Origin of the sequence: Bifidobacterium psychraerophilum (assembly GCF_000741705.1) — a bacterium.
Classification (GTDB): domain Bacteria; phylum Actinomycetota; class Actinomycetes; order Actinomycetales; family Bifidobacteriaceae; genus Bombiscardovia; species Bombiscardovia psychraerophila.
The window spans coordinates 262,679-286,801 of the sequence record NZ_JGZI01000008.1 but is presented as its reverse complement, the minus strand read 5'-3'; the positions used below and the strand labels follow the sequence as shown (position 1 = coordinate 286,801).

Annotated in this window: 11 protein-coding genes; 3 read left to right on the top strand and 8 right to left on the bottom strand. The window is 59.2% G+C overall.

What is annotated here, in order from left to right; all coding sequences use genetic code 11:
* The first annotated feature begins 103 nt into the window (after positions 1–103).
* Complete coding sequence (locus tag BPSY_RS03570) at positions 104–1,162, top strand: FAD:protein FMN transferase (protein ID WP_051921624.1); 1,059 nt, start codon at positions 104–106, stop codon at positions 1,160–1,162.
* Between the two features lie 39 nt (positions 1,163–1,201).
* Here the strand turns inward: BPSY_RS03570 and BPSY_RS03565 are convergent, their stop codons facing one another.
* Positions 1,202–3,823: an ABC transporter permease gene (locus BPSY_RS03565; RefSeq protein WP_051921622.1), complete on the bottom strand. Its 2,622-nt coding sequence runs from the start codon at positions 3,821–3,823 to the stop codon at positions 1,202–1,204.
* Between the two features lie 35 nt (positions 3,824–3,858).
* A complete protein-coding gene (locus tag BPSY_RS03560; protein ID WP_033497225.1) occupies positions 3,859–4,560 on the bottom strand; it encodes an ABC transporter ATP-binding protein in 702 nt (233 codons plus the stop codon).
* A 202-nt stretch (positions 4,561–4,762) separates the two neighbouring features.
* Here BPSY_RS03560 and BPSY_RS03555 point away from each other — a divergent pair, with 202 nt between their 5' ends.
* Together BPSY_RS03555 and BPSY_RS03545 are read left to right on the top strand one after the other, a co-directional pair.
* The gene (locus BPSY_RS03555; protein WP_081884210.1) at positions 4,763–6,286 is read left to right on the top strand and encodes an amino acid permease; all 1,524 of its coding nucleotides are present in this window, start codon (positions 4,763–4,765) and stop codon (positions 6,284–6,286) included.
* Between the two features lie 223 nt (positions 6,287–6,509).
* On the top strand, positions 6,510–8,525 hold the full coding sequence (locus BPSY_RS03545) for a glycoside hydrolase family 32 protein (RefSeq protein WP_162178434.1): 2,016 nt from the start codon (positions 6,510–6,512) through the stop codon (positions 8,523–8,525).
* 239 nt (positions 8,526–8,764) lie between these two features.
* On the opposite strand, the gene ilvC is transcribed toward BPSY_RS03545, so the two are convergent.
* The 6 genes from ilvC to BPSY_RS03515 form a co-directional block, all read right to left on the bottom strand.
* Positions 8,765–9,817, bottom strand: a complete 1,053-nt coding sequence (gene ilvC, locus BPSY_RS03540; protein WP_033497227.1) for a ketol-acid reductoisomerase — start codon at positions 9,815–9,817, stop codon at positions 8,765–8,767.
* 333 nt (positions 9,818–10,150) lie between these two features.
* Positions 10,151–11,455 (bottom strand): MFS transporter, encoded by a 1,305-nt coding sequence (locus BPSY_RS03535; protein WP_033497314.1) that lies wholly within the window; start codon positions 11,453–11,455, stop codon positions 10,151–10,153.
* A gap of 553 nt (positions 11,456–12,008) precedes the next feature.
* The gene (locus tag BPSY_RS03530) at positions 12,009–13,496 is read right to left on the bottom strand and encodes an MFS transporter (protein ID WP_238556791.1); all 1,488 of its coding nucleotides are present in this window, start codon (positions 13,494–13,496) and stop codon (positions 12,009–12,011) included.
* A 58-nt stretch (positions 13,497–13,554) separates the two neighbouring features.
* The gene (gene gtfA, locus BPSY_RS03525; RefSeq protein ID WP_033497229.1) at positions 13,555–15,048 is read right to left on the bottom strand and encodes a sucrose phosphorylase; all 1,494 of its coding nucleotides are present in this window, start codon (positions 15,046–15,048) and stop codon (positions 13,555–13,557) included.
* Between the two features lie 131 nt (positions 15,049–15,179).
* The gene (locus BPSY_RS03520; protein ID WP_081884206.1) at positions 15,180–16,373 is read right to left on the bottom strand and encodes a LacI family DNA-binding transcriptional regulator; all 1,194 of its coding nucleotides are present in this window, start codon (positions 16,371–16,373) and stop codon (positions 15,180–15,182) included.
* Between the two features lie 313 nt (positions 16,374–16,686).
* Positions 16,687–23,793, bottom strand: coding sequence for a DUF5979 domain-containing protein (locus BPSY_RS03515; protein WP_152596822.1), 7,107 nt, complete (start codon positions 23,791–23,793; stop codon positions 16,687–16,689).
* Between the last annotated feature and the right edge of the window lie 330 nt (positions 23,794–24,123).

Genomic DNA, 24,123 nt, shown 5'->3' with positions numbered 1-24,123 from the left:
GTCTTGTTTTTCCCAAAATTGTGGTGTATAAAATGAATTTTTGACGAGTTGACGTATCGGTGCGACCATCGTCCATCCCCTCTCGATGAGTACAGTGTCCTGTATGCAACATCGTCAGAGGAGCGCCGAAGAGGCCGGGGCCGATTCCGTTCAAGACCTCCAGCATGCGTCCGTTTTCCCGGAAGCACTAGGCACGGGCATCGTAATGCATACCGCGCGGCCAATCGACGATGACCTGTATGAACGGCTCCGTCTGATGATCGAGGACTACGAAGCGGTGCTCTCGCGCTTTCGCGAGGATTCACTGCTCAGCACGATGTCCCGCGCGCAGCATGGAGGCAGTTTCGACTTCCCCGACTACCTGGCTCCACTATTTGAGATGTATGACGGATTATTCGATGCGACGCACGGTGCCATCGACCCCTTGGTCGGCTCTGACCTGGTGAAGCTCGGTTACGGTCCGGACCTCGCTTTCCATGCCATTCCACACGCCCGTGATGCGGTCGGCGCCATACACGGACGCGCCAATTGGGGCGAGGCTGTTACCAGGCATGGCACGACCCTGATCACCCGACAAGCCCTCCACCTTGATTTTGGCGCTGCAGGCAAGGGTTTCATGGTGGATCTGCTGGCTGCAGCCTGTGCGGAGCGACATGACCACTATCTCATTGACGCGGGCGGGGATTTGCGTATCGAATGCCTCGATGCGGTACGTGTCGCGCTTGAGGACCCCTTCAACGAGGATGAAGCGGTCGGCATGGCGAATCTGACGCATGCCTCGCTATGCGCCTCGGCTCCCAGCAGACGCAGATGGACCGTCCCGGGCGAGAAGGCCGACGGGAGCGATACATCTGACTGCGAAGGCGGCCCTGTGATGATGCATCATCTGCTCAATGCGATAGATGGAATGCCCGCCAATGAAGTGGCGGCCACATGGGTGACGCAACGCACCTCGTCGGATTCCGCTTCACGTGACCACGCAAACGGTGCCGTCGGCATCGAAGCCTTCCCCACAGCACTGGCGGACGGTCTTTCCACCGCATTGTTCGTCTGCGACCCCTCAAGCCTCGCCGAATCATTCGAATTCGAGTGCGCGGTGGTGCTCTCCGATCGGAGTGCGCTGCTATCGCGCGACTTCCCCGGACGTCTGTTCACCGCCTGACAGGAACGGGGCGGAACAGGCCCGTGGGAATGGGCGTCCTCATTCCACGCTTTTCAGTGAGCCCACCGGATCGATTCTGTTCAGCACCATGTTGGTGCTGAACTGCACGATGAAGGCGAAGAACAAGGTGGCCGCGGCCGAAATCACATAGCTGACCCAATTGATTTCGACTTCGAAGAACATTCCCGGCATATCGAGCACTCCTGTGAGCATGCCTCCGACCACCCGACCGAGCGGCAATCCCAGCAGAGTGCCGAGCAGGGTCAGTATCAGCATCTCCTTGTTGACGTACAGATGGATCTCACGGTCCGTGAATCCCAGAACCTTGAGCGTGGCCATCTCACGAACCCGTTCGGATACATTGGTGCTGGCAAGCGTGAACAGCACCACCAGTGCCAGGCAGCCCGCGAGCACAACGATCAGAGCGACAACCGCACTCATCAAATCGAATGCGAAGCTGCGTTCCATATCCGCGGTGCTGATAGCAGAGGCCACATCCGAAGACTTCACCAACCGCTGCGCATAACTGATCTGTGAATCCTCATCACCGTTGAGTGTGGCCATCACCGCGTTGGTGACGAATCCCGCCTCCTTCACGCCAAAACTCGACTCATACAGGCTCTGGGATATGAAGACATCGCTTCCGATGACATTGCGGAACACCGCCTGCACCTTGACCTTCTGCTGGTCAAGGCCGTCCGCGCGCAGGGAGACCGTGCTGTTGCCGGATATGCCCATGGCGTTGGCGGCGCTTTGCGCCACCAGAATCCCATCGTCGCCCAAGGTCAAGCGTGGTCGTTCCGAAGGAGCTTTGGCGAAGCCGAACATCCGGCCCAAACCCTGACTCGCGGGGCGCAGATCCACCATCGGAGCGATATCCTGCCCATCAGGGACGACGATCAGCTGTATGGATTCGCTGTTCCCCTCGGCGTTGAGCATTTCCGCGCTGCCGACCCGGACCTCCACGGAACTCTTCACCTTCCCGTCATCGGCAAGGCGCTCTTTCATCGCGGCGGCCGTCTCATCGGATGCGGCGACACTGAGCAGATCGTATCGGTCAATATCCGAATACTGCTTGGATCCCAAGGTCTGCACCGTGTCGTTGATGGCGAAACCGCAGACGATCAGAGCCGTGCACCCGGCGATGCCACCGACCGTCATCAGCAGACGGCTTTTGAATCGGAACAGGTTGCGTACGGTCACCTTGTTGAGGAAGCTCATTCTCCCCCACACCCAGGTGAAGCGCTCCAGAAACACGCGTGAACCGGCCTTCGGAGATTTCGGACGCATCAGCTGCGCAGGTGTCAGACTCGTCTCCCCCCTGCAAGCCAGCAGGGTCGAGACGACGACTCCCACCGTGAACAGCGCGACACCTCCCAGACCGTACGCCGGATCGAAGGACAGTGACACGTCGGGTATGACGTATAGCCCTTTGAGCACCTGCATCAGGAAGACCGGGATGCCGACGAAACCGACGATATTGCCCAACACCCCTCCCAGCAGGCACGCCGCAAGCGCGAAGCCGACATATCGCGTGATGATGGCGATTTTGCCGTATCCCAAACCAAGGTAGGTGCCGATCAGCCCACGGTCTTCCTCGACCATGCGCGTCATAGCGGTCAGGCTCATCAGGATCGCCACCGCGAGGAACACCACCGGGAATGCACGACCTATGGATTCAATCGAGCTCAGATCGCTTTTCAGATTCGAGTAGGTAGTGATCGACGATCTGTTCTGCACGTGCCACTGCACCGTCGGGATGGAAAGCGATTCATCACTTGCCTCTGCTGATGACCGCCCTGTTGCATCCGAAACGGAGTCCGCGGCCGCTTGCCGTTGGGCCTCCTGCACTTGGGCTGTGAGTTGCCGCTCCCTGGCGCGCTGACGCTCCGGGGCCACCGAATCCTCTATACGACTGACGACCTGCTGCACTTTTGCACTGTACTCATCAGAGAAGGTGTCGAGCTGTTCAGCGTCCGAGACCCTCAGGGAAATCGCAGTGTACAGCGACCCCTCCATGCTCGAGGAAGACACGAAGAAGGCGTAGCTTTCGGCATCGTTCGAGCGGAAGGCACCTGTGCTGTATCCTTCCGGATTCGCTATGTCGCTGGGATCGAGCACCACTGCGGTAATGGTGTAGCTGCCGGGGAACACCGGCTCTCCCTGCGCGGAGGCCGCGCCCGATGAGGAGTCGGTATCCGAAGCAGTGACGTCAAGGGTATCCCCGATATGCAGGCCACTGTCGACGATGAACTGCCGCGTTACCGCTATCTGTCCCGATTTCGATGGCAGCACACCTTCCTGAAGATAGCTCTTGTTCAGACCCTGGCCACCGATCCGATTGATCGTCGCGCTTTTACTGGTACCGGCGACATCCGTGTTCACGGAGGCGGACATCTCCGCCTGGACCGTCTGCACGCCTTCGACCTTGCTGAGCGCCGTCACATCGTCATCGGTCAGGCCTGCGGATGAGACCACCTGGATATCGAAAAGCCCTTGCGCGTCGTAGAAGCGGTCGGCCGATAAGAGCATATCCCGGCACCCGGCGTAGATGCCCGTGAGCACCGCAACACCAAGCGTCGTGATCACTACGATCGAAAAGAATCGTTTCCAGTTCCTCACCGAAGTACGCCAGGTGTCCTTCAGCAAAGCCGAGCTCATACGAGTTCGATGGCCGTCACCACTCATATCATCACTTACCATTCGATTTCGGCAACAGGAAGCGGCCGCGGATTGTCGGTGCTGTTGTAGACGCGGCCACTGCGGAAATGAATGACCTTATCCGCCATTGCGGAGATCGCGGTGTTATGCGTGATGATGACGACCGTCATGCCCTCACGTTGGCTGATATCCTGCAGGAGCTGCAGGATCTGTTTGCCTGTGACATAGTCCAAGGCGCCTGTCGGTTCGTCGCAGAGCAGGAGTTTCGGACGCTTGGCGATTGCCCGGGCTATGGCGACACGCTGCTGCTCACCTCCCGAGAGCTGACTGGGGAAGTTATCGAGTCTGTTGCCCAGACCAACCTTCTCCAGAGTCTCTCTGGGGTCGAAATGGTCCGGACATATCTGAGAGGCCAGCTCCACGTTCTCCAAGGCCGTCAGACTGGCCACAAGATTGTAGAACTGGAAGACGAATCCGATATCGCTGCGCCTGTACAGTGTCTGTTCCTTGCGGGACAACCCGGAGATATCCCGGCCGTCGACCTTCACGGTTCCGGAGCTCAGGGTATCCATGCCTCCGAGGATGTTCAGCGCCGTGGTCTTGCCCGCACCCGAGGCTCCGAGGATAATGGTCAGACCGCCTTTGTCCGCCGTGAAACTGGCATCGTCGAGGGCTCTGATGCTCTCTTCACCCGATGGGTATTCCTTGACCACATGGTCGAATTGAATGTAGGACAACGCAGCCTCCTTGGCGCTCAGTGGTGCGTATTATCACTGCTTTCTCCATGATAAGCATAGAAAACCGCACTCTGGCCCGGCAAGCGACTAAGCTTCAAGAGCATTCGGATCAGGTCGCCATCGCCACATGCCGCGAGCGCGGACCTGTTCAGAAATCCTAGGCCACATGCCAGGGAGCATATGACCGGCATCCGGGGGGAGCATGGTGGAATCCGACGATCGGGACACGACGAAGCGCAGCATCGGCAGCATCGAACAAGACGACGATGCACGCAAGGAGCTGAGGCGCACACTCAAGAACCGCCATATACAGCTGATTGCGCTCGGAGGCGCCATAGGCACAGGTTTGTTCTATGGGTCAAGCGAATCGATTTCGCTGGCGGGGCCGTCGATTCTTCTGGCCTATCTGATTGGCGGAGGCATCATCTTCCTAATCGTGCGGGCGCTTGGGGAGATGAGCGTTGAGGATCCGAAGGCCGGGGCATTCAGCTACTATGCCAGCCGGTATTGGTCACAACGGGCGGGCTTCATTTCGGGATGGAACTACTGGTTCAACTATGTCCTGGTGTCGATGGTCGAGCTCTCCGTGGTCGGCTCATTCGTGAACTACTGGTTCCCCTCGATTCCGGCATGGCTTTCCGCCGCGGTCTTCCTCGTCGTCATCACAGGCGTCAACCTGCTGGGGGTCAGCCGTTTCGGCGAATTCGAATTCTGGTTCGCCATCATCAAAATCGTCGCGGTTCTGGCCATGATCGCCGGGGGCGTAGCGGTGCTGCTGCTGGGTTTACACACTCTTAGCGGCGTTCCCGCATCCTTCGCCAACTGGTTCACGGTGGACGGCGGGGTGTTGCCGCATGGTCTGCTCAGCCGGACAGGCGACGGCCAGTGGTCAGGCCTGCTGATGGCGCTCACGGTCGTCATGTTCAGCTTCGGCGGCACCGAACTCATCGGGATCACCGCAGGTGAGGCAGCCGATCCGCGGCGCAGCATCCCGAAAGCCACCAACGACATCATCTGGCGCATCTTGCTGTTTTACATCGGGGCGCTCGGCATCATCATGGCCGTCGTGCCGTGGAACAGCATCGGGGTGCCCAATGCCCACGGGGTCGTGGTCAGCCCATTCGTACAGATCTTTGATTCCGTGGGGATCCATGCGGCCGCAGGAATCCTCAACATCGTCTGCCTGACGGCTGTGATGAGCGTGTATAACTCAGGGCTGTACGCCAATTCCCGCATGCTGTTCTCGCTCGCACGACAGGGGAACGCCCCAACCTACCTCGCACGTCTCTCCCGCAACGGCGTCCCGACCGCAGGAGTCCTGACCTCGGCGGCGATAACCGCGGTCGCGGTGGTGATCGTATTCCTCTGGCCGGATTTCGCATTCAATTATCTGATGTCCATCGCGACGATTGCGGGAATCATCAACTGGTCCATCATCATGATTACCGAAAGCAAGTTCCGCAGACATGTATCCGCCGGTGAAGGACCGGGCGAACTGGCCGGAATCCGGGGAGAGGACGCCTTGGGGCGCATCCGATTCAAACTCCCCTGGCCGCGGATCACGCCTTGGATCGTGTTGGTATTTCTGGCTCTGGTGGTGGTACTGATGTGCTTCTCGCCAAGTTATCGCGTAGCCGTGATCATCGGCCCGTTATGGCTGCTCTCATTGCTCTGCGCATTCGAGTTTCGACGGCGCCGCCACTCCATGCGCACCCCGAAGATCTGAGGGGGCATGGCCGGGAATGATCGTGCCCCGCCTTGCATGAATTTGCCGTCAAACGTTTGACGCAATAGAGTTCCCCTTGATGCCGAAAGCGCATCTGCAACAACGCTGTTGCATTTCTTCGGGAGACCCATATATGAACACCATGCCGTCAAACACAGATACGGGGCGAAAGCCCCTAGACACGAACCTTCCGGCGGGAGCAGCCATTGCCGCACCGGCTACGATGGCCGGCACCGCAAGGGCCCTAGCCATACGAAGGATCATCGCAAGCGTCCTATGCCTGATGACCGCTCTGGGCATGGGCATCGCATCGGCTCCACGGGCAGTCGCGAGCGAGAGCAATGGAGGAGGCGAGGCGACGATGACGCAGAACACCGTGGCATCAGGGCTCACCAGCAGCCAATTCGACCAGTTCTACCATTACAACACCCCACAAGGCTTTTTGAATGATATTCAGAGCATCTGGAAGGGCGATGACGGGTACTACCACTTCATGTACATCCAGAACCCAATGTACAAGCACGATGGCGACGGAACCGTGTGGTACCACGTCAAGACCAAGGACTTCGTGCATTACACCGATGTGGGCGTCTCCATACCGAAGTTCAACGGGGTGTGGTTCTCGATGGCCACAGGCACCATCATCGACAACAGGCAGGGCTTCTTCGCTGATCTGCCCGAAGACGCCCTCGTCGCTTACTTCACCAGCTATATTGAGGGTGTCCAGAAGCAATTCGTGGCGTACTCGACGGACGGGGGGATGAGTTTCGAGCCCTACCGCGACTCGGCGATCATGAGCGCCCCAAATGACCACACCGATTTCCGCGACCCATACATGCTCTATGATTCCGAATCCCGGACCATGATGATGTACCTCGCCGAAGGAGATAAAATCGGCACCTACGCCAGCAAGGACGGCATCACGTTTGCATACGTGGGCGCTACGATACTGAACGCCGGCGCTCTCAACGGCAAGGATCTCGGAAGCATCGAATGCCCGAACATCAAAACGCTCAAAGATCCGATCACCGGCGAGGAGAAAACCCTGCTCTTCTTCGGTGCCAATGGCTATCAGTACGGAAGCACCACGGGAACGTACTATATGGTCGGGCATCTGGATGCGGATCACGTCTTCGTGGGCGAGCAGCAGCCCAAACGGGTTGATGACGGTTCCGACTATTACGGCGCCAATTTCATCCAGGACAGCGAAACACAGATCACCTCACTGGCGTGGATGGGCAACTGGGGATATTCCGCCAAAGACATCAGCGACGATAACGGCATCACCTACAAACTCGGTTCGATAAGCCTGGCCCGCCGTCTGACATTAAGCGGCGTCTCCGGAGATTACACACTCGCCAGCACTTTCGTGGAGCCGACAGCACTGTTCGACACAGCCTTGACCGGCAATGCCAGCAGCGCCGCAGGAAGCCAGGAACTGCTGAACATCACGCGTCCATCCTGGCAGAAGGCGGAACTGACCTTCACCAATACCGATGAGGATACCTCCGTGGATGGTCACATCACCGTGAACCTGGTGCAGGCGGACTCATCGGCGACCATCGTCTATGATGCCGACACCGCCACCTATACCGTCACCCGCTCGACCAGCAGGCTGACGGATGGCGATGGCGTATACGAATACACCAAGGTCATCGCCGCGTCCGCCGGGAACGCCTCACCCCGCTCACTCACCATGCAGATCCTGCAGGATCAGAGCAGCGTGGAATTCACGGTACAGGGCAGCGGACGGACCTACACCATGCTCCGCCTGTCCACGGATAAGCAATCCACCATTCAGGTGAGCACCGATGGTCACAACGCATTGGCGTATACGCTGAACACCATCAACGGCGCGGATGCGCAACCCTCCCCCACCCCGGACCCAGGTACCAGCCCGACCCAGACGGGTTCCGCAGGCAATATCGCCGGACAGGGTGACGGCACCGGCAGCTCCGCATCGGATACGACGCCTTCGTCAGGAACATCCGACGCCAAGCAAGCCACGGTGCGGGCCGCAGGGCAAAAGACACATTCGACCCCGGCGGGGAGACTGAGCGATACCGGAAGCGGCATTGTCTGGCCGCTGGCGATCGGGAGCCTGCTTATGGCTGCTGGAATCATGATCCTTTGCGCGGCGCGCCAATTATCGCGCAGCGGCGTACGGGCCCTGCATGGCATACCCCATGCGAAGCCCCAGTTGCAAGGACATCCACATCTTCGGCCATCCGAGAGATGAAGCATGTCGCAGGGGCGCGGGCGACTCCCTTGTCGTATGGCAGAGGACGGCGCTTCACATCTCCGGCATCGTCTCGCATCAGAGGTAGGCCGTGCATCATGTAAAACACATGTAGGCCACAACCCTGGGGTTGTGGCCTACATGCTACGAGAGCCAGATGGATCGAACCATCTGCGAATGGGATCCTGCCTTGTCGGGAATCGGCTACAGCCCATTCCCGACATCCGCCGGATCAGATATTACTGAACCTGTGCGCGTGCGATCTTGCCGGTGAAGGACTGAGCCTCATCAGCATCCGCAGCCTCACCCTTGTTCCAGGAGAACATGGCGCGCAGTTTCGGTCCGACTTCCTCGATCTTCTCGTGGGAGTACTTCTCCTGCAGTTCCTTGAACTTGGGAGCACCCGCATCCTGATCGTCGATGAATTCCTTGGCGAAGGAGCCGTCCTGGATGCGTCCCAGCTGGTAGCGCATACGATCCTTGGTGGAATCGTCGACGACCTTGGAGATGTAATCACCATACTGGGCGGTGTCGGAGCAGCTCCAACGAGCCTTGTTCAGGCCACCCTCGTTCATCAGGTCAACGAGCATCTTCAGCTCGTGGCAGACCTCGAAGTAGGCGATCTCCGGCTGGTATCCAGCCTCGGTCAGCACTTCGAAGCCGCACTCGACCAGATGGTTGATGCCACCCATGAGCACGTCCTGCTCGCCGAAGAGATCGGTCTCGGTCTCTTCCTTGAAGGTCGTTTTGATCGCACCTGCGCGCAGAGCGCCCAGAGCCTTGGCATAAGCCAGGGTGATGTCCCAGCCGTCCCCACGTGGATCCTGCTCCACGGCGACGACCACAGGCACGCCGCGTCCCGCAGCGTACTCACGACGGACGATATGGCCCGGGCCCTTAGGCGCGACCATGAAGACGGGATGATCCGCTGATGGCTTGATATAGCCGTAGTGGATGTTGAAGCCGTGGGCAAAGGCGACTGCTGCGCCTTCCTTGATGTTCGGCTCGATGTCGTTCGTCCAGATCGTACGCTGGTACTGATCAGGCGCCAGAATCATGATCACATCAGCCTCGGCGCTAGCTTCGGGAACGGACTTGACCTCAAGGCCCTGCTCCTTGGCGAACTCAACGGACTTCGAGTTCGGGCGTAGTCCGACGACCACATCCACACCGGAATCCCTGAGGTTCAGCGCGTGGGCGTGACCCTGCGAGCCGTAGCCGATGATGGCCACTTTCTTGCCCTGAAGCACCGAAAGATCGCCATCCTGTTCATACCAGATTTGTGCTGCCATTATGAATGCACTACTCCTTATTTATTTTTACCGGCAGAAATACGGTTGCTGCCATGCCGTTTGTTGTTGTGTACTTACAGTCGCTGTTGATCGGTGGAAACCCCGAGATTTTGTCTCGTTCGACTCCACCGAAATAAAGTCTTTGATGGTAGCCGTAGTCGATTCTACCTGACTCACCGCCATGCACCCGCCCAGGTTCATTGTGTGGACTATTACGGGTCGACTGTATTGCGCGGATTTCGTGCTTTGTGCTGCATGTTGTTCCTCTTCACACTGATTTACATTGGCGAACCCCATTCCCTAAACGCCGGCGGCGTTCATGATCGATGACATCTAACGACTGAAATCGACATCCTTGGTCTCACGGCAGCTGAGCACCGCAACGAGGCAGCAGAGCGCCATGAAGGCCAGATACAGGCCGACCGAGCGCACACCCCAATGCGAGGACAGCCAGGTGGCTATCGTCGGCACGAAGGCGGCGCCCACGATGGCGGCGAGGTTATAGCCGATCCCGGCTCCCGAATACCGCACATTCGTCGGGAAGAGTTCGGGAAGCATGGCACCGATGGGCCCGAAGGCCACACCCATCAGCGCGAAACCGACGCAGAGGAAGACCATGACCTGGAAGAAATTGCGATATCCCATCAGCAGGTAGGGGAACAGCAGGCTGAACACCACCAAGGCCACCGAGCTGGCAACCAGCACCCTGCGGCGCCCCAGACGATCCGCGTACACGCAGGAGAGCACGATGAACGCGGCGAACACCACGATGGACACCATCAGCATCAGCAGATACTCCTGAGTGGTGAAGCCCAGACCACCGCCGCCCTGTCCCTTGGCTTTGGTGCCGAAGGCAAGCGACCAGGTCGCCAGGGTATAGAACAGCGTATACGTCACCGCGACCAGGAAGGTCGCCTGCAGCACCTGTTTCCAGCTTCTGCGGAAGACTTCGGCCAGAGGAGCCTTCACGGCCTTCTGCTGCTCAAGCGCCATACGGAATATCGGGGTCTCCTCCATATGCACACGGATCGTCAGACCGACGACGACCAGCACCGCCGAAAGCAGGAACGGCACGCGCCACCCCCAGCTCAGCATCTGCTGTGGCGTGCAGAACATCTCCAGCAGGAAGAAGGTGCCATTCGACAGGAAGAAGCCGATCGGCGCTCCAAGCTCGGGGAAGGAACCATAGAGCGCTCGGCGATCGGCCGGGGCGTTCTCGGTGGCGACCAGGGCCGCGCCCGACCATTCACCGCCCAATCCGATGCCCTGCACGAAGCGGCAGGCGCACAACAGCACCACAGACAACAGACCCCAGGTGCCGTATGTCGGCAGACAGCCGATCAGCACGGTCGCGCAGCCCATCAAGAGCAAAGAGACCACCAGCGTGGTCTTCCGCCCCATGCGATCCCCGAAATGTCCGAACAGCAGGGATCCCAGGGGCCTGGCTATGAAGGCTATGGCGAAGGTCAGCAATGAGGCCAGCAATCCCACGGTGGGGTTGGCTTCAGGGAAGAAGATCTTGGGGAAGTAATTCGCCGAGGCGGTGCCATACGCATAGAAGTCATAGAATTCGATGGCCGTGCCCACCATCGAAGCGCCGATCACGGTTTTCACCGAATCACGGGCCAGCGTGGACATCTTCGCACGGAATGCCGGGCCGCCTTCAACACGGCCTGCCGCCTTCGGCGCCTTTTCCGCGGTGGCCTCGCCGGCCTGCGGAAGGCTCGTGTCAGCCGAAACGTCGACTGTTGTCATCCTTGTCATCTCCTCATCAGTTACCGCATGCCGTATTCCGACTTGCGATACAACAAAACCCCGCTTGCAAAGCGGGGTTTCAATCTGAGAATGATGACGGACACGCCAATGACATGCATGCACATGTGAATGAAATGAATCGTCCGGTCTGCTCAGAACCCCGCTCTTCGTGGTGGGGTCGAACAGTATGGAATGCTGTTTCAGTCCGCCAACGAAGACGGGCTAATAATTCGCAGCTCTTCACCATGAACGTTCGCGACGGTGCTATCCACATGCTGGAGATATGCCCTCATCATGTCAACACCTCGCTTTCGTTCATAACCGGATGTCTCTCAACCGGACTGAGACAGACCTTAGGTCCGGGTCGCCCGACAAGCACCGAGCTCGTCCACATAGTGGACATAGCCGTCAGTCGAGGCGGGGAGGCCGAAGCCCCCTACTTCACATTTCTGATGCGCATGATCAGCAATGCGGCAAGAAGCACCACGATGATCGCGGTCGGGAAGATCCACATGTAGTTGCGCCCGGAAAGCAGGACCACGCCCGAAGCCAGCAGCGAACCGAGCACCGTGCACAGGGTGTTCGCCAGATTGAGGATACCCAGGTCCTTGCCTGCCTCCTCCGGATTCGGCAGCACCGCGACATTCAGCGCCTGGTCTATGGCGTTATAGACCCCGTAGCCGAAGCCTGCGATTCCTGCGAAAAGATACATCCCGAACTGATTGGGCATGACCCAGGGCATCGCCACGCCGACCGCGAAGAGACAGCTTGCCAAGGAAATCGGCACCTTGCGCATTCCCATCCTGTCGGAGATGGGGCCCGCCACCATTGCCGCCACCAGAGACACGACCAGGGTGATGATCGACATCGTCGCGATGATCGAGGCCGCATGGCCTGCGAGATCGGATTCGTCGAATCCCGAATCCTTCAGCACATAGTATTTGACGATATAGAGCTGGTACATGGTGACCATGTTGTATCCGGCCATCATCAACGTCCGCCCGAACAAGGCGTAGTAGAAGTCGGGGGCATGGCGCGGGGGGCGGAAGCTGTTCATCAGCATCCGCCAACTGAAAGGCTCGCGGGCCACATCCACGCTTGAACGTTCACGGGGCCACACCAGTACGGTGACTATGCCGATAACGGCGAAAACCGCTGCACCCATGAAGAAGCCACCCTGGATATGCCCGATGAGCTGTGAACCGATCAGCGAGCCCAAGGTCTGTCCGATCGCGATGCCCGCACCATAGAATCCCGAAACCGTCCCGCGAACCTTATCCGGCACGCGATCGGACATCGTGGCCACAAAAGGCGCCAGCATCATGTTGTATCCGATTTGCGCGGTGCACCAGAGCACCAGGATCATGGTCTGGGAATCGGTGAATCCGATGCCGAAAATGCATAGACCCGTGAGCAGGCCACCGCCGATGATCCACGGCGAACGTCTGCCGAAGCGCGAACGCGTCAGATCCGAAAGGGTGCCGAACACCACATTGGAGAGCAGCGCGACGACGGAACCGACCGCATTGATCGTGCCGATCATCGCCTCACGGGTGCTGGGATCGATCTGATCGAGGAGCTGCGGCAGGATCAGCGAACTCAGGGCCACCCACGGAATCGCGCATGCTATGGCGCTCAAGGTGAATCCGATGGTCAGCCGGATGATCTCACGACTGTTGGGACGATGCCCATCCGCGCTCACCATGGGATCGCGCATATCCACGAAGGCCGAGTTTGCATCGGGAATGGCGGAATCCACCGAGTGCGATGGGGATACGGCTCCTGCGGCCGCCACGACCGGGGCCGTCTCGGCAAACATCCGTATCCCTTGGGTCTCGGCTTGGGCCGAGGCCTTGTCCGCAGGGCCACGCCTGTGCGATGCGTCGCCCTCCTTGTCGTTATTGTTCCATGTTCCGCGTGACACGATACCCCCTACACTTGCAAAACAATGGCGCCACCGTCTTCACGGTGACGCCTTGACATCAATCTATCTGTGGTGGATCCGCCAAGAGATCACTGCTGCTGTGGTCCGCGGAACCGTCGTTCCATTCGAGTCTGGACATCGCGTCCGCGTTGCCAGGAGCAAAAACCAGCTTCGCCGAGGTGTGTGCACCCGACCACGCGAGTTCGATGGATTCGCCCTTCACCTCATATGAGAAGCTTCCGTCGAAGGCATCCAGCGTGTTGCGCAATCGGCACAGGGCGTTGAGGGCCTGCACGACCGGCCGCTGAAGATTCTCGTCGATTTCGGCCGAGGTGTAATAATGACGGTTGATATCACGACCGTTATTCGTCTTCTTCAACAGATCCATATCATTCTCGCCCGCAAGCGCACCGACATAGTAGACCTGCGGAACTCCCGGAAGGAAGAACTGCACGGCCCGGGCGGCCAGGTATTCCTGATCATTCGCTCCCAAGGCGGAGTAGAAGGTTGAGTTGACCTGGTACAGATCGAGATTCGATGCCGCCGCACCGGTGGCCTCGGCACTTTGCCCATGCGTCCGCTCATGAATCGTTTCGACGAGTTGGTCGACGGCTTCGTTGCTGATGAGACCCTGCTTGGAACGGTCCATCTGGTCAGGGCCGATATCAATCACACCGATGCCATCATGGGTGTCAAGCACGGTGACGGCATTGGTGGGACGGATACGCACCCACTCGGCCAGGGGCTTGACCGTTCCCGTGAAGAGCGAATGCAGGAGCAGGGGCGGCAGTGCGAAGTCATACACCCAATCGACCTTGCTGGCTATCTCAACCTGCTTTTTGTAATAGGAATGAACTTCGATGAGTATTTCGAGCCCTCGTTTGGCCGCCTCCTCACGAAGACGCCCGATCAGCGCAAAGGTCTTCGGAGTCATGAAGCAGCTTGTACCCGCCTCCTTGGCACCGTACCCAACCGCATCGAGGCGAAGGGAGGAGACATGGGATTGAGCCATCTTATCGAGGATCGACATCAGATATGACCAACCTGCGTCGGAATCCGTATCGACATCCACCTGCTGCGGGGTGAAGGTCGTCCACACCAGTCTGGTCGTGCCATTGAAATCGTAGTGGGTGAAGGGCAGACCCGGGCGGGGGCGGTATATGCTCGTCAGCTCCTCTTCGCTCGCGCCATCCGGGAAGATGGAGCTCATCGTGAGGAACATCGGGTAGTACGGCGAATCCTCGCCCTTGGCGAGTACATCCTGGAATTGGGCAGACTTCCAACTCACGTGGTTCACGATGGCATCGACCATGATGCTGTGTGACTGCGAAAGTTCCGCTACGTCGTCCCAGGAGCCCAGGCGCGGATCCACCGCGGTGTGATCCATCGGGTCGAAACCGGCGTCCGCACCGTCGAACGGGGTGAAGAAGGGAAGGATGTGCACACCCTCGTATGCTCCTGCGAATTTGCCGCGCAATTCCTTCGTCATCGACTCGATCGTTCCTTCGCCCAATCGATTGGCATAGGTGATGAGCTGTACTTTGTTCAGCATCGGACCTCCTTGTTCGTTCGCGAAACGGTCACATCTTCGTGTATGACTTCTATGCGGAAAAGTGTATCGAACCGGTTCGACAGCAGAGATGAAAAGCCCAGCCCGCTATGAGCCATTCAGCATAGCGGGGTTCAGTCGGTCTGAGGATGAGAACCGAGCAGCAGCTCGCGGATGGCCTCGTTCCAGCGCGTGGTCTGCCCGATCTTGACCTTCATGGGAATCGTGTGGCTGAGGTTTCCCACCATGCTGGCCTCCTCATCCGTCACATGCCCTTCGCGGAGGACCTCCGGATTCGTATCAGACGCGTCCCCGTCCACCTCGACGCCGGCATCCTTGCTGATCGTTTCGAGCATGCAGTCCGACAGACTGCGGGCGATGCTTGGGAAGTCCTGAAGGATGCTGGTGATCTTCATCCCGGCGGCATCGGTGACGTATGTTCCGTCATAGGCGAGGATCTGCAGCGAATCAGGAATCCTGATCCCCCTGCGCAAAGCCTCCTGCACGCAGAACGACGCCGCAAGGTCCGGGGCCATGATGGCGTCCGCATCCGGGAAGCGCTCGAAGGCCCTCCGCGCCACCCTCTCGAATTCCGAGAGATCGGCCACAGAGGGGATCTCCATGTAGTCGTACCGTATGCCCGCGGCGCTGAGAACGGATTCGAAGGAAAGCTGGTACCTGACAGGCGGAAAGGTGGTATGGCTTCCAAGCACCTCGGCTTTGTCGGCTTCGGCTGCCACCCCGGCAGCGCCGCCATCCGCGACGTCATGGAAGCGTGAGCGTGCGCCGCCGATCTCCACCACATGGCGCACACCCGTCAATGCGAAGATCGTGGCCGCGAGCTCTCCTCCCTGCTCGTGATCCGACCCCACCGATTTGATCTCGGGCCCGATGAAGCGGTCGAAGGCCACGACGGGACGCTCGATGGAGGTCCAGAAATGAGCGGGGTAATCGGTGTGCGCTCCCATGATGATGCCGTCCATCATTCGCCGTCGAAGCATATCGACGTATGTGGCCTCCCCCTCACCGACATCGAATGTGGAGCACAGCATCGTATACAGACCACGCTTGGCGAACACCTGTTGCAGGTGCGCGGTCAGGGTGGAGAAGAAGGGATGCTCGATGGTTGGAACGATCACACCGATGATATGGGAACGGCCGTGGTACAGGTTGCGTGCCAGCTCATTGGGGATATAGTCCAGCTCCCGCATGGCGCTTTCGACGCGCCGTCTCATCTGTTCGGACACATACCCGCTCTGGTTGACGACCAGGGACACCGTGCTGAGCGCGACACCCGCCTTTTTGGCCACATCACGCATTCCAACCATGCACACATCTCCCTGGTAATTATCGCCTTGGCCTGTATTGAGCCGCCACGCCTTGACCCGTCAACCGTCATCCATCCACAACAAAGTCTAATCCAGCGCCACAAGGCCGGGCAATGCCACCGCCGAAGGCAAGGCTCACCGGAAGGGCTGCCGGCCCCTCGGCCATACGCCCACATATAAGTGATGGCCGAATCAAGGGGAACGCACCCCATCGATTCGGCCATCCGGTCATGCCCCGAGGCTTCGGCCCCGCCAGACCCAGGTGTGCTGCGGACGGGAGTTCCTGTCCGCAGCACACCCCTTGAGTCGGGGATTATGCCTGGTGTGCGGCTCCGTCCTCATCGTCATGACCCCTGCGCATCTTGAGGGTTATCATGATTCCCGCACCGACCGCCAGGCAGAATGCAGCCGCGACCACCAGCCATGTCACAGCCGCCCCGGTCTTGGAGAGAATATTGCCGTCGTCACCGCCCGCCTGTGTGGGCTTCGCATTGAAGACGTTGGTGATGGTCACCACGTTCTTCGATGTCTGGTCGCTCACCACAAGGGTGCCGTCAGCCGGATCCATGCTGGTGGAGTCGGCACCGCCATCCTTGGTTTCGGCAATCTTGCACTGCGCCCCCAGAAGGAGATCATCGACGGTCGCACGGTATCCGTTCGCCTGCGAAAGAGTCACCTTGCCACCGTTGGGCAATGTGATCTTCGCCTGCTCGCCGTCACTGAGGTAGGTGCAGATCACCTGGGCTTCGAAGGGTCCTTTGCCCCGGGTCTCAGCCCCGGCGCCGGTGCGCTTCTTGACGATGGTGATGCTGCCGACGTCGTAGGTGTTGGTGGCTGTCACCGTCACGTTGGAGGGCACACCCTGCGTCTCCTGCTTGGCGATGGTCACCACTCCACCCTCCGGGTCCAAAGCCGAGGTGCTCGCGCCCGCCGACTTCGTCTCCTTCACGGTGCACTGCGTTCCGCTGGGGTACACGCCGAAGACCTTGCTCCCACCCGCCGCGAGGGTGAAACTTTCATCCAGCAGCTGTTGGTCGCCTGTTTTCCCGGCATAGGTGCAGGAGGCGTGGAAGGTGAATTCACCGGTGCCGTACTTGGCTGCGCCGGCTCCATCGACCTTCTTGGTGACGGTCAAGGTCCCACCATCATAATGGTTGGTGACCACGCTTGAGACGACCGTGGCAGGATCGGAAGCTACGGTGATCCGCGCTGTCGTATCTCCCGTCTGCAGGACGTTCTCTCCTGTGAATGCAGTCGATTCGGCATCTGCCGGATCGGATTCCTCCAACATACAGATGGAGTTGGCGGGAATCGTGTTCTCGGGAGCGCTCCATGTCTCGCCAGCTTTCAGTGTGAACGCGACGGAATCCGCCTGACCGAAACTGACCGTCTTATCACCTGTGGTCCTGCATGTGAGCGTGAAGTCGAAAGGCCCCAACTCGCCCTTGTCGACCAGCGAGTCGATCTTCTTCGTAACCGAAAGACCCGAATACTGGTAGTCGTTCGTCATGGTGGCGACCTGACCCTCCGACACCGTATTCGTCGCATCACCGCTTTCCTGGACACTGGTGTTCATCGTGTTGGTGGTCAATGCGTAGTCATCAGCCGCCTCGATGCTCACCGTGGTCGGGGAGTTCAGACGCGTGGTCTCACCGTAGCTTCCGGTTTCGCCATCCTCCGCAACCTTGCATGTTGCGCCGACGGGGATTCCGGAGACCCGCTGTGATTGATACGAGCCGTCCTCCTGCTTCTTCAGGGTGATCTTCAGGGAATCGGCACCCTTGAATGTCACCGCCGTGGGATCGGAGTCGTCACCCGAGGGAATCGTGCAGGTGACCGTCGCATCGATGCTGTCGGCGGCATACTGCTCGGCAGCCTTGCCGCTGACTTTCTTGACCACCTCCAGGGAGCCGGTCCTCAGATGGACGCCCACCCTGTTCGGCGCTATGGTTTTGCTGCCGCTCGCGCCGGTGTAGAGCATACCGAACTGGTTCCATGCGAACTCGTCGGTGGCCGGTGCATCCACACTGGCACCGGAAGCGTCGCTTGAACTCTTGGCCTGGTTCTTGCTGGAATAGGTGACATCGGTTGCAGTACCAGGGGTCAGCGATCCCACTGTGGATGTGGTGAAATCGAGGCTCACACGCAATCCCGTGACCTTCGACCAATCGGTCGACGCATTCGCCACCGTCCAGGTGTTGGCACCGCATGCAGTCCCCGCGGACGCCACCGTGGACCATGTTCCGGCGCAGGCATTGGCATCCGTGGTGACCTCGATCTTCTGGGTCGTGCCGGAAGGCGCTCCCCATACTTTGAGGTCATCAAGCATCTGGGGATGATAGGCCGATCCTCTGCTATCGCCGGCCACCAGATACTGGTCACCGTTCACCGGGAGCTGCTCGAAGAACTGCGCGGATTTGATGTTTGTGGTTCCGGCGTTGACCAGATGCAGAATCCACTGATCGGTGCCATTGACCGTGCTGTTGGCCGCGCATGGCGTGCGATAGTAGGACTTCCCATCGGCACCGCTAAGCGTTGTGGCGCATGCCTGTGTCTGATCCGTCGTATTGACCGCACCGGGGAGTGAACCGATGACACCCTTGCTGACCACCAGGTTCTCACCTGAAGTCGGGGAGATGTAATCGCTTGTCTTCGCCCCATCGGTACCGTCACGACTTATGGCACCCGCTCCGTTGCCTTCGCGTGCGTCACCCACACCGTCCAAAGTCTGCTTGGTGTGCACAGTCACCGTGTTGGTGACCTTATCGCCTGCCTGCGGACCAGGCTGCAATTCAAGCCAGACCCGGATCACCGCGGTCTCCCCCGGTTTCATCCTCGCCTGCCCTTCAGGCCAGGTGAAGGTGAGCTTACCCGCAGCACTGGAATCGACGGTTGGCGCGGCGGTCAGCAAACCAGCCGAACCATCAGACATCGTCCCTGCGGTGAACTGCACCGCTTTGGCCGGGTCGGCAGCACTGCCCTGGCCTGTGTACGCCAGTGCGGCAGGCAAGGTGTCCACCACATCGACCAGGTCAAGATATCCCGTTCCCGCATTCTTGATGGTGATATCCCAGGGAACCATGCTCCCTGTGCTCGCGGAGCGGACGCCGTCATTCGCCAGTTTGTCGATATCCAAGACGGCCGTACCGCTGTTCCAGGTGGCATCGGCTGTGGTGGTCGCGACTTTCGAAGACACCGCACCGCTGTGGCTCTGTGCCGTGACCTTATTCGTCGCGCTCCCCGGGAAGGTCACCTTATCGGTGCCGCCGCGCAGGGTGTCTCTCAGCACCGCGGTGAACACGGCACCGGCGTTCCATGAAGGTGACGAGATCGAGAACAGCGTACCGTCCGTCTTGGTGAAGGTGAACTTCAGACCTTGAATATCCGAATACTGGGAGGAATCGACCGGCAGCACATAGGCCGATGCATCCGATTGCTTCGTCTGGGCCGATCCGTCCTTCCAGGCCAAGGCCCCGCTGCTACCGAAAGGCCCGTACGCGGAGATCACAACATTATCGGCTCCGGCCGGGAATGTGATCGACTTCAAGGCTGTCAGATCGAAACTGGTCCAGAAATTCGCCGACCCCTCATTCCCATCGGCTTCGTCACTCAAGGTGACCGTGGTCGGCGCCACTGTTGACGCACCCGAATTCGCACCGAGCGTGACCGTCTGCTCGGCCTTCGGGTTGACGTTCGTGATGAGTCCAGGTGTGATCGTCTTCGAGGTGGCTACATCAAGGCTGCCCTCGGCGTAGTTGACCGAAGCGGAATCCACATCACCGGCCTTGCTGTCGGCTGTGGCGGTAACCGGATCGTAGGACTGTGCGTATACACGGTTCTTGGAGCTTTGCGTGGTGGCCGTGCTCGGATCGAATACCGCGCCTGTGGTTCTCAGCGTGGTACGCACGATGGTGCTGATCTTGACCTTCACCGCATTGTCATGCGCGGGATTGTCCTGCAGGATGGTGCCGCCGTCAGTCCCGGGGTTCGTGCTCTGGAAGGTCACCGAGACACCGACGACATCCTTGAGATCCTCGGCCGTCATCGCATTGACTGCGGTGATGTTGGATTTCACGTAGGAATACGTACCGACTCCATCATTACCTGCCGCATACTTCAACAACCAGACCACGGATGCCGTCGCATCGATATTGTCCGAGGCAGGGGCGCTGATGGCGATATTCGTGATGTCCTGCCGGTTGAAGGGATTGGGCGTTCCCGGATCGGTGTCCAACTGGCCGCTCTGTACATCGGCGTTGGACACGAAGGGGTTGGCCACCGCGGCCGCGGCCGTGTTCTCCGTCGCGCAACCACCGAGATGCGTGTCATCACAGACCGTGGGATCGGTCACCCTCAGGTAGGAGGCAGGTGAGACCGAACTGTTCCATGCCGTCAGGGTGTATGCATTCGTCGGATAGTCCGATGCACCCACCGATGAGGTGACCGGGACGACGACGTTGCTGTGATCAGCGGTTTTACTGACCCTGACCGAAGGAAGCTGGTTGACTATATTGATGGTGTCGTTTGATCCATCCTTGACTGTCGCTCCGGTGGCGGCGACGGTTCCCTCAACGAGAAGTGTATTGTCTACCACGCCTTTCCCACCGTTGAGAATTGTATTCTCGGTGATGAATGCACCGGTCGAACGGGTTTTATCCCGCAGTTGCCACACCAGATCGAAGTTTCGGTTCCCACTGGATTCCGCAACCCCTGATCCGGGAGCGGGTGCATAAGGATCGGCGGCACTGTTCAAAGCAGCGGTGCGGGCGGCGTCATTCGGAACGACGGTGATGCGCACGCCGGTGGCGTTGGCCTGCTCGGCAGCCGTAAGCGTATGGCCCTTGAAACTGCCGCCATTATCCTGCCAGGCTCCGTCGGGAGCACTGACCGTCTGCCAGGCTCCGTTGACATAGAGCTCAACGGATTGGACCGTGTCGTATTTGAGGTACCACCCGTTGCTGTAAGTCTCCGCGGAGACGGATACCGGACTGATGCTCTTCAGGTTGAATGCGTTGAACACCGTGGACTCCGGGGTGTCTGCGCCGCTCTGGGGATCCGACAGCTGCACCTGACTCAGACCTTCGTTGACCCTCCATCCGAGATGGCTTGTTGCCGTATCCTCGGTCTGCGCGGAGACACTGTCGCGGTCCCAGGCCTTGCTCGCCTTCGTCGCGGGTCCGGTGCCCGTGCCGCCTGGATAGCTGATCACGCCGGTTTGAGCGCTGTCGGTGTCGGTGGCCGAAAGCTTGCCACCATCATTGGCATCCACATCCACATTATTGGTGTACTTGGTCGATGACTGCGGTGAGCTGGCAGTATCGCCATCGGTGGGATCGGTCACCCCTGATCCGTCGCGCAGCTGTGATCTGGCCACGAAACCAACATATGGCATCACCGCGGTGGCCGTCGGGAAATTGCTGCCGTTGACGGCGTCGAAGGTGAAACGGATACCGGTCAGGCTGTCGACGGTCACACCATCGGGGAGCTTATCGGCCAAATCCGCAGCGTTGAGTTGATACACAAAGGAAGTGCTTTTGGCGGCGGCCGTATCGAGTGTGATCCAACTGCCATCCGACTTCTGCACCATCACGGTGAGACTTGCATTCGCGGGCACCTGTGTGGGCTGGATGGTGCTGAGGTTGAAGGCGTTCCAGAATCCCGTAGCCGATTTTGCACTGCCCCAGGAGTCCTCCACCACGATCTGCTTCGTCTTGACGTAATCGGAGGTCGCGGTCGACTGTGTTTTGAAGGCGGCCACGGCGCTCTGCCCTGGTTGGACGTTATCGGCAGGTTTCACCGTCTTATCCACGGTGACGGTTATGCCGGGCTTCACGACGGCCAGGTTCGCGTCGCTTTCCTTCGTCGCCGAAACACCATTCGCCGCGGTGACCTTGGACGTCGCGGTGTTCTTCAATGTCGCCTGCGTCGATCCATCGGCGATCACAGCCTCGGATGTCTGCACACCGAAGGAGATCGAGGTATTCGCGTTTGGCGCGATGGTGTTGCCCGGCGCACTGAAGGTGATATCGAAACCGGAGATGGCGGCGCTTGGTGCGGCAGGGGTGTCCCCATCATTGAATGGAACCGTCTGGGTGCCGCCTGCAAGCAGGTGGTACACGACCACACCGCTCGTCGCACCGCTTGGGTATGCGATGCCCGCTGTGAACGTCGTGAAGGTGGTGTTGGCATCAAAGAAGCCCGAGGTGTCCGAGACCGTCATCGTTTTGACCGCGGAGCCGGTGTTGGCGGCTTTGATCGTGGAGGTTGAGGTCTCACCGGCCGATACGCGGTTCGGCGTGATGGATTTCGTCGCGCTGGTGCTGATGTTCGCCGGATTCACGGTATAGTTCGCATTCGCGGTCGCCACAGGGCTCTTGTCATCGGCTTTGGCCGTCTGGGCTTGAGCGACGTTCTTGATGGTTTGCGAGGCGCTTGAGAGATCGCTTCCCGTGTTTCTGTCGTTTCCTCGCTGCGCGACATTCAGTGTTACGGCATCCGCCGCACCCGGCGCCATGGCGCCGGTGTAGGTGAAGCGCAGACCGCCGACAGCCGAGGCCGCGACACCGTCAGGGAGGGCGTAACTCGTTCCCGTCGCACCGCTGACCCACTGCCAGACACCCTCCTTGAGTACGTAGGCGTCAACCTTGACACCCGTCGCACCAGCAGGCATGGTCGCGGTGCCGAAATCCGTGAAATCCACGATGCGGAAGGGATTGTTCGCATCCAGCTGGGCCGCGTTATCGGCGGCTGTCTGCGGTTCCTGCACCGTCAGCGTATCCACTGTCGCGTTTGACGTATTCGTGGACTTCAGCGTGATGGCCGATGCTGCCCCCTCCTCGAAGGTATTGGTGGCCGGGGTCCACGCTTTGCTGATCGATGCGGCGAGGTTCTGGGTGGCCGTCACTTTGATGTCGGCGGAATCGGAAGCCTGGGAGGAGTTATCCGCCTTGCTGGTCGCCGTATTGCTGATCGTCTTGCCGTTGTTCGCATTGTCAGGGGAGAAATCATTCGGTACCTGCAAGGTGATGTTGACATGGAATGTGGTACCCACCGCCAGACCTTTGCCGCCTGAGAAGGCCTGGTTCATGGCGACGGTCACTGATGTGTCCGCCCCGACGGTCTTGGGTTGGCTGACACTGCTACCGCCTTCGGTCCAGCTCGCCACGCCGCCTATGCTCTGCGGAGTCATCTCCACACCGGTGATGGTGAAGCCCTGCAATGCTGCCGGCAACGCATCCGTGACCGTGGCGTTCACACAGTTCTGCTCCGAGCAGTTCAGCTGCAGCTGGTAGGTGAAGGACTGCCCCGGTTCCAGATCCTTCTCCTTCGCCCCATCAACGGTTTTGGAAACCGTGAGGAAGTCCTGCGATGCATCGGCGGCAGTGGCGACGCCGGCTGGCACGAAGCCACCGATCATCATCGCCACAACGCCGATCACGGCGAAGAACAGATGGCTGATTGTTCGTGTACCTAATCTTTGTGCTGATAACTTTTCGTTGTCATGCTTCCCAGCATGTGAATATAATTTCCCCATCCGATTTCCCCCGCTCGGACCAGTGTTTTCCAGCATCCCCAACACATTAGAGTGAATCTTCGCCGAAACACATGGTAGCTCTACATCAATGCCTTCCCAGTATAGATTATTAGTAGAGCTCTTTTTTCACAATGTCCTCGGATTTGGGCAAAAATTAGAGACATTGCCGACATTTTTATAGGATCGATCGCCCGAACATGACGCCGGAAGGGATTC